Annotated in this window: 4 protein-coding genes and 1 tRNA gene; 4 read left to right on the top strand and 1 reads right to left on the bottom strand. The window is 72.7% G+C overall.

Annotated elements, in window-relative coordinates; all coding sequences use genetic code 11:
• Window positions 1-113 precede the first annotated feature (113 nt).
• A complete protein-coding gene (locus tag ACI379_RS15425; RefSeq protein ID WP_439792993.1) occupies window positions 114-560 on the bottom strand; it encodes an Lrp/AsnC family transcriptional regulator in 447 nt (148 codons plus the stop codon).
• A 183-nt stretch (window positions 561-743) separates the two neighbouring features.
• Between ACI379_RS15425 and ACI379_RS15420 the strand changes: the two genes are divergently transcribed.
• From ACI379_RS15420 to ACI379_RS15405, 4 genes are all read left to right on the top strand, one after another.
• Entirely contained in the window at window positions 744-1,862 is a 1,119-nt protein-coding gene (locus tag ACI379_RS15420) for a Glu/Leu/Phe/Val dehydrogenase dimerization domain-containing protein (RefSeq protein WP_439792992.1), read from the top strand.
• Window positions 1,859-5,359 (top strand): indolepyruvate ferredoxin oxidoreductase family protein, encoded by a 3,501-nt coding sequence (locus ACI379_RS15415; protein WP_439792991.1) that lies wholly within the window; start codon window positions 1,859-1,861, stop codon window positions 5,357-5,359. The genes ACI379_RS15420 and ACI379_RS15415 overlap by 4 nt, the downstream gene beginning before the upstream one ends.
• A gap of 77 nt (window positions 5,360-5,436) precedes the next feature.
• Window positions 5,437-5,509, top strand: a tRNA-Ala gene (locus tag ACI379_RS15410).
• 209 nt (window positions 5,510-5,718) lie between these two features.
• A partial coding sequence (locus ACI379_RS15405) for an NAD(P)-binding protein (RefSeq protein ID WP_439792990.1) occupies window positions 5,719-6,166 on the top strand: 448 nt, incomplete at its 3' end.

Here is a 6,166-nt window from a genome sequence, read left to right as displayed (position 1 = left end):
GCGCACCTGCATGGCATGCAGGGGGTCAGGGGTTCGAGTCCCCTCACCTCCACCGACACGAAGAACCCCGCCCTCGCCGGCGGGGTTCTTCGCATTTCTGCGTCGAGCGGGGTTCAGGGGCGAGTCCACCGCTCCAGGAGCACGAGCGTCTTCGTGCCCGCGATGGGCCCGCCGGCGCGCAGCCGGGAGACGACCTGGCGCAGGTGCTCGACCCCGTCGACGCGGATGCGGACCAGGGCGTCGGGGTCGCCGGCCAGGGTGAGGATCTCCTCGACCTCGGGGATCTGGGCGGTGAACTCCATGATCTGGGCCAGGTCGAGGTCGTCGGCGAAGCGCAGCTCGGTGACCGCCTCGATGCCCGAGGCGATCCGGCCGTGGTTGACCTGCACGGTGTAGCGCTCGATGACGCCGAGCTTCTCCATGCGGGCGATGCGCCGCTGCACCGGCGCGGTGGTCAGGCCGACCTCGCCTGCGATCTCGCGCAGCGGGCGGCGGGCGTTCTCACGCAGCAGGTCGAGGATGCGGTGGTCGATCTCGTCCAGGGAAGCTCCGGTGGTCACGCAACAGACCGTAACTCAGGCGAGCGCTTTCGTGCGTTCAAGCGGAGGCAAACACCCCGTTGAGTGCGTTCTGTCGCAGAACCCGGCAACTCCTGTTGTGACCGGCCGCACATCTCACGGACGCTGTGGGGGTCGCGGGCGTGAGCGCGCGACGTCCGTGCCCCGCGAGTGAGTGGAGTTGAGATGACCGACGCAGCGCCGACGAACCTGGTCTTCGACCGGGCCGACGAACTGGGCGGCACCGTCCACGAGCAGGTGGTGTTCTGCCGTGACCGTGAGACCGGTCTGCGCGCCGTCATCGCGCTGCACGACACCCGCCTGGGCCCGGCGCTCGGCGGCACCCGCTGCTACCCGTACGCCACCGAGGCCGACGCCGTCCGCGACGTCCTGCGCCTCTCGACGGGGATGACGGCCAAGGCGGCCGTGGCCGGGCTGCCCCTGGGCGGCGGTAAGGCCGTCATCATCGGCGAGCCCGCCGAGGTGCTCACCCCCGACGCGCTGCGGGCGTACGGACGGTTCGTCGACACCCTCGCCGGCCGCTACTACACCGCCGCCGACGTCGGCACCACGGCCGAGAACCTCGACGTCGTCGCGACGCAGACCCCGTACGTGGTCGGCTCGAACTCCGGCTCTGGCGACAGTGGCTTCTCCACCGCGCTGGGCGTGTTCAGCTCGATGCGCGCCGCCGCCGAGCACCTGTGGGGGAGCGCCGGCCTGGCCGGGCGCACCGTCGGTGTCGAGGGCGTCGGCAAGGTCGGCACCCGGCTGGTCGAGCTGCTGCTCGGGGCCGGTGCCCACGTGGTGGCGCAGGACCCCTCGGGCCGCGCCCTGGCCCGGCTGCTCGAGACCCACCCCGACGTCGCCGTCGGGCAGCGCGTCCTGGACGCCGACCTCGACGTTTACGCCCCGTGCGCGCTGGGCGGGACGCTGACGCCCGAGACTGTGCAGCAGGTGCGCGCCGCGCTGGTCTGCGGCGCCGCCAACAACCAGCTCTCCGAGGCCGCTGTCGCCGCCGACCTGGCCGCCCGAGGCGTCACCTGGGTGCCCGACTACGTGGCCAACGGTGGGGGACTGGTGCAGGTCGCGGGCGAGATCTGGGACCGCAGCGCCGAGCAGGTGCGTACGGACGTGGAGGGCATCGCCGACACCGTCACCGCCCTGCTCACCCGCGCCGAGGCCGGGGGACGGCTCCCGGGCGAGGTGGCCGACGAGATCGTCGCAGAGCGCCTCGCCGCGGCCTCGGCGCCCTCCGGCACCACCTCGGGCTCCGCCCCCGTCTCCGAGCCGGAGCTGGTCCGGTGACCGAGCTGCTGCAGCGCCCCGAGGCCACCACGTACGACCTGGAGGACCGGTTCCGCCCCGGCGCCGCCCCCATGCTCCTCACCGGCGTGCAGGCCATCGCGCGTCTGCTCGTCGAGCACCGCGCCCTGGACCGCCGTCGCGGCCTGCGGACCGCCTCGTTCGTCTCCGGCTACCAGGGCAGCCCCCTGGGCGGGCTCGACCGGATGCTCGCCAACATGCCCGACATGCTTGCCGAGAACGACATCCGGTTCGTCCCCGGCATCAACGAGGAGCTCGCCGCAACCTCGGTGTGGGGCAGCCAGATCGAGTTGCCCGGCGGCTCCACCCACGACGGCGTGACCGGCTTCTGGTACGGCAAGGGGCCCGGCCTCGACCGCGCCACCGACGCGCTGCGCCACCTCACGATGTACGGCGTGAACCCGCGCGGCGGCGTGCTGCTGCTGGTCGGCGACGACCCCGCGTCGAAGTCGTCCACGGTCCCCGCGGTCAGCGAGCGGACCCTGGCCGCGCTCGGCATCCCCGTCCTCTTCCCGCGCACCAGCACCGAGGTGGTCCAGCTGGGCCTGCACGGCATCGAGATGTCGCGGGCCTCGGGCTGCGTGGTGGCGATGAAGATCGTCGCCGACGTGGCCGACGGCGCGTGGGAGGTCGACCCGGCCGACCTCGAGGTCGAGCCCGTACGACCGCGCACCGAGTGGGAGGGCAAGGAGTACGTCTACGCCCAGAAGCCGATGGTGCTGCGGCCCGACGCCATCATCGGCGCCGAGGCCGCCATGGTCGGACCGCGCACGGACGTGGTGCGCGCGTACGCCTCGGCCAACGGTCTCGACGTCCTCGAGGTCGACCCGCCCGCCGCCCGTCTGGGGCTGGTGGCCACCGGCAGCTGCTTCGACTCGCTGCGCCAGGGCCTGGTCGACCTCGGGCTCGACGACGACGACCTGCGCCGCGCCGGCATCCGGCTGCTGCGCCTGGGCATGATGACGCCGCTCGACCCAGCCGCGGTACGCCGCTTCGCCGAGGGCCTGGAGACCGTCGTGGTCGTCGAGGACAAGACCTCGTTCGTCGAGACCCAGCTGCGCGACGTCCTGTACGGCACCCCCGGCGCGCCGGCCGTCCTCGGCAAGCGCGACGCCGCCGGGATGCGACTCGTCCCGGCCGACGGCGAGCTGACCTCGGGTCGTCTCCTCGCGCCGTTGCGCCACGTCCTGGAGGGGTACGTCCAGATCGCCCCGCCGCCGGCCCGGCGCACGCAGCTGCCGGTGCTGGACCTGAGCCGGTCGCCGTACTTCTGCTCCGGCTGCCCGCACAACCGCTCCACCGCGCTGCCCGAGGGCTCGCTCGGTGGCGGCGGGATCGGCTGCCACGTCATGGTCACGATCTCCGACCGCGAGGACAGTGCCGTGACCGGCGTGACCCAGATGGGCGGCGAGGGTGCGCAGTGGATCGGCCAGTCCGCGTTCACCGAGGTCGACCACGTCTTCCAGAACGTCGGCGACGGCACCTTCTTCCACTCCGCCCAGCTGGCCGTGCAGGCGTGCGTGGCCGCCGGGGTGAACATCACCTACAAGCTGCTGCACAACGACGTCGTCGCGATGACGGGCGCCCAGGACGCCGAGGGCGCGCTGGGTCTGGAGCGGCTGACCCACAAGCTGACCGCCGAGGGCGTGGCCCGCATCGTCATCTGCTCCGACGAGCCGCGACGGATCCGTCGCAGGGCGCTGGCCCGCGGCACCCTGCTGTGGCCCCGCGAGCGCCTCGACGAGGCCCAGCAGCTGCTGCGCGACACCCCGGGGGTCACCGTCCTGGTCTACGACCAGCACTGTGCGGCCGACGCGCGCCGTCAGCGCAAGCGCGGCACGCTGCCCGCGCGTACCAAGCGGGTCGTCATCAACGAGGCGGTCTGCGAGGGCTGCGGCGACTGCGGCGTGAAGAGCAACTGCCTCTCGGTGCAGCCCGTCGAGACCGAGTACGGGCGCAAGACGCGGATCGACCAGACCTCCTGCAACACCGACTACTCGTGCCTGGAGGGGGACTGCCCCTCGTTCGTGAGCGTCGAGACCGCGCCTGAGCCGCGTCGTCGCTCCCGCCGGGCCGGTTCCGCCAAGGGCTCGTCCAGCCGACGTCGTACCCCCGAACCGCCCGTCTCGCCGCCGTCGGTGGCCGAGCACGCGCCCGCCACCACGCAGAACGTGTTCATGGTGGGCATCGGGGGCACCGGGATCGTGACCGTCAACCAGGTGCTGGCGACCGCGGCCCTGCGCGCCGGGTACGCGGTCGAGTCGCTCGACCAGACCGGCCTGAGCCAGAAGGCCGGCCCCGTCGCCGCCCACCTGCGCTTCGCCGCCGACGTCCTGGAGCCGGCGAACCGGCTGACCCCGGGCTCGGCCGACTGCTTCCTGGGGTTCGACCTGCTGACGCTGGCCGAGGACCGCAACCTCGCGTACGGCAGCGACGCCCGCACCCGGGCCGTGGTCTCCTCGAGCCGTACGCCCACCGGGGCGATGGTGTACGACCCGTCGGTGCGTCACCCCGAGGAGGCGGACCTGCTGGAGCGCGTGCGCACGGCGAGCGCGGAGCTGTTCGCGTTCGACGCGCTGGCCGCGGCCGAGGCGCTGTTCGGCAACACCATGGCGGCGAACTTCCTCCTGGTGGGGGCCGCGTACCAGTCCGGCGCGCTGCGGATCCCCGCGGCGGCGGTGGAGGAGGCGATCGGCATCAACGGGACGGCGGTCGCCGCCAACGTGGCCGCCTTCGGCTGGGGCCGGGCGGCGGTGGCGCACCCCGAGGCGTTCCGTGCGGCCGTCGAGGCTCACGACGTCGCTCCGGCGCGACCGGCGCTCGGCTTCGTCGAGGAGGCGGAGCTGCCCGACGAGGTGCACGAGGCGGTGGCGCAGCGCGCTGCGGATCTCGTCGGCTACCAGGGTGAGCCGCTGGCCCGCGACTACGTGGCCCGCGTGGTGGCCGTCTGGCAGGCCGAGCGGGCACTGGGTCTGGGGACCGCCCTGACCCGTGCGGTGGCGGTCAACCTGTTCAAGCTCACCGCGTACAAGGACGAGTACGAGGTCGCCCGCCTGCTGACCGACGAGGAGTTCCTGCGCAGCACCGGCGAGCAGTTCGGGTCGCAGCGGATCTCGTTCAACCTGCACCCGCCCGTGCTGCGGGCGATGGGCCGCAGCACCAAGATCTCCTTCGGGCCGCGCTCCCACGGTCTGCTCCGCGGCCTGGGGCGGCTCAAGGGGCTGCGCGGCACCCCGTTCGACCCGTTCGGCGGCGCACACGTGCGCCGCGTCGAGCGTGCCCTGCGCGACCACTACCGCGACCTCGCCCAGGAGTGGGCCGCCGGGCTCGACGTGGCGTCGTACGACCGGGCCCTGCGGGTGGCGGGTCTTCCCGACCTCGTGCGTGGCTACGAGGACGTGAAGCTCGCCAACGTCGAGCGGTACGTCGCGGCGCTGGCGGAGGAGGGCGTCGCGGCGCCCGAGGGGGTCGCCCGCTGAGGGGCGGCCGGGTTGATGCCGGCCGGGCCGGGGGTGCTACTGTCCTCGTCGTTGCCCGGTGACGGGCACGACCCTTCGGGGGTGTGGCGCAGCTGGTAGCGCACCTGCATGGCATGCAGGGGGTCAGGGGTTCGAGTCCCCTCACCTCCACCGGAGTCAGAGAGGCCGGGTCCACGTGGACCCGGCCTCTCTGCGTTGTCGGGGCCTGGCGGGCGTCATGCGAGTCCGCGGGCGGGTCCGGGGGCGCAGCAGGCACTCGTCCGGATCTGTTGACACGTGTCAACTGACAGCCTTAGCGTGACGCTGCTCACACTCGCCCGAGTGCTCCCGGTGCACCCGGGAGCGGCATGGAGGAAGCAATGCGCGCACCCCGGGTCGCCATCATCGGCGCCGGCATCAGTGGACTGACGATGGGCAAGATGCTCGCCGACTACGGCATCGAGTACGCCACCTTCGAGTCCTCCGACCGCGTCGGTGGCAACTGGGCGTTCGGCAACCCCAACGGGCACAGCAGCGCGTACAAGTCGCTGCACATCGACACCTCCAAGCACCGGTTGTCGTTCAAGGACTTCCCGATGCCCCAGGAGTACCCCGACTTCCCGCACCACAGCCAGATCAAGGACTACCTCGAGTCGTACGTCGACGCCTTCGACCTGCGCGGCGCGATCGAGTTCGAGAACGGCGTCCTGGCCGCCCGCCAGCTGCCGCACGGCGGCTGGGAGCTCGACACCGAGCGGACCGGTACGCGGCAGTTCGACGTCCTCCTCGTGGCCAACGGCCACCACTGGGACCCGCGCCTGGCCGACA

Origin of the sequence: Nocardioides sp. (assembly GCF_051876515.1) — a bacterium.
Classification (GTDB): Bacteria; Actinomycetota; Actinomycetes; order Propionibacteriales; family Nocardioidaceae; genus Nocardioides.
The sequence above is the reverse complement of the archived record's forward strand: the minus strand, read 5'-3'. Positions and strand labels throughout refer to the sequence as shown.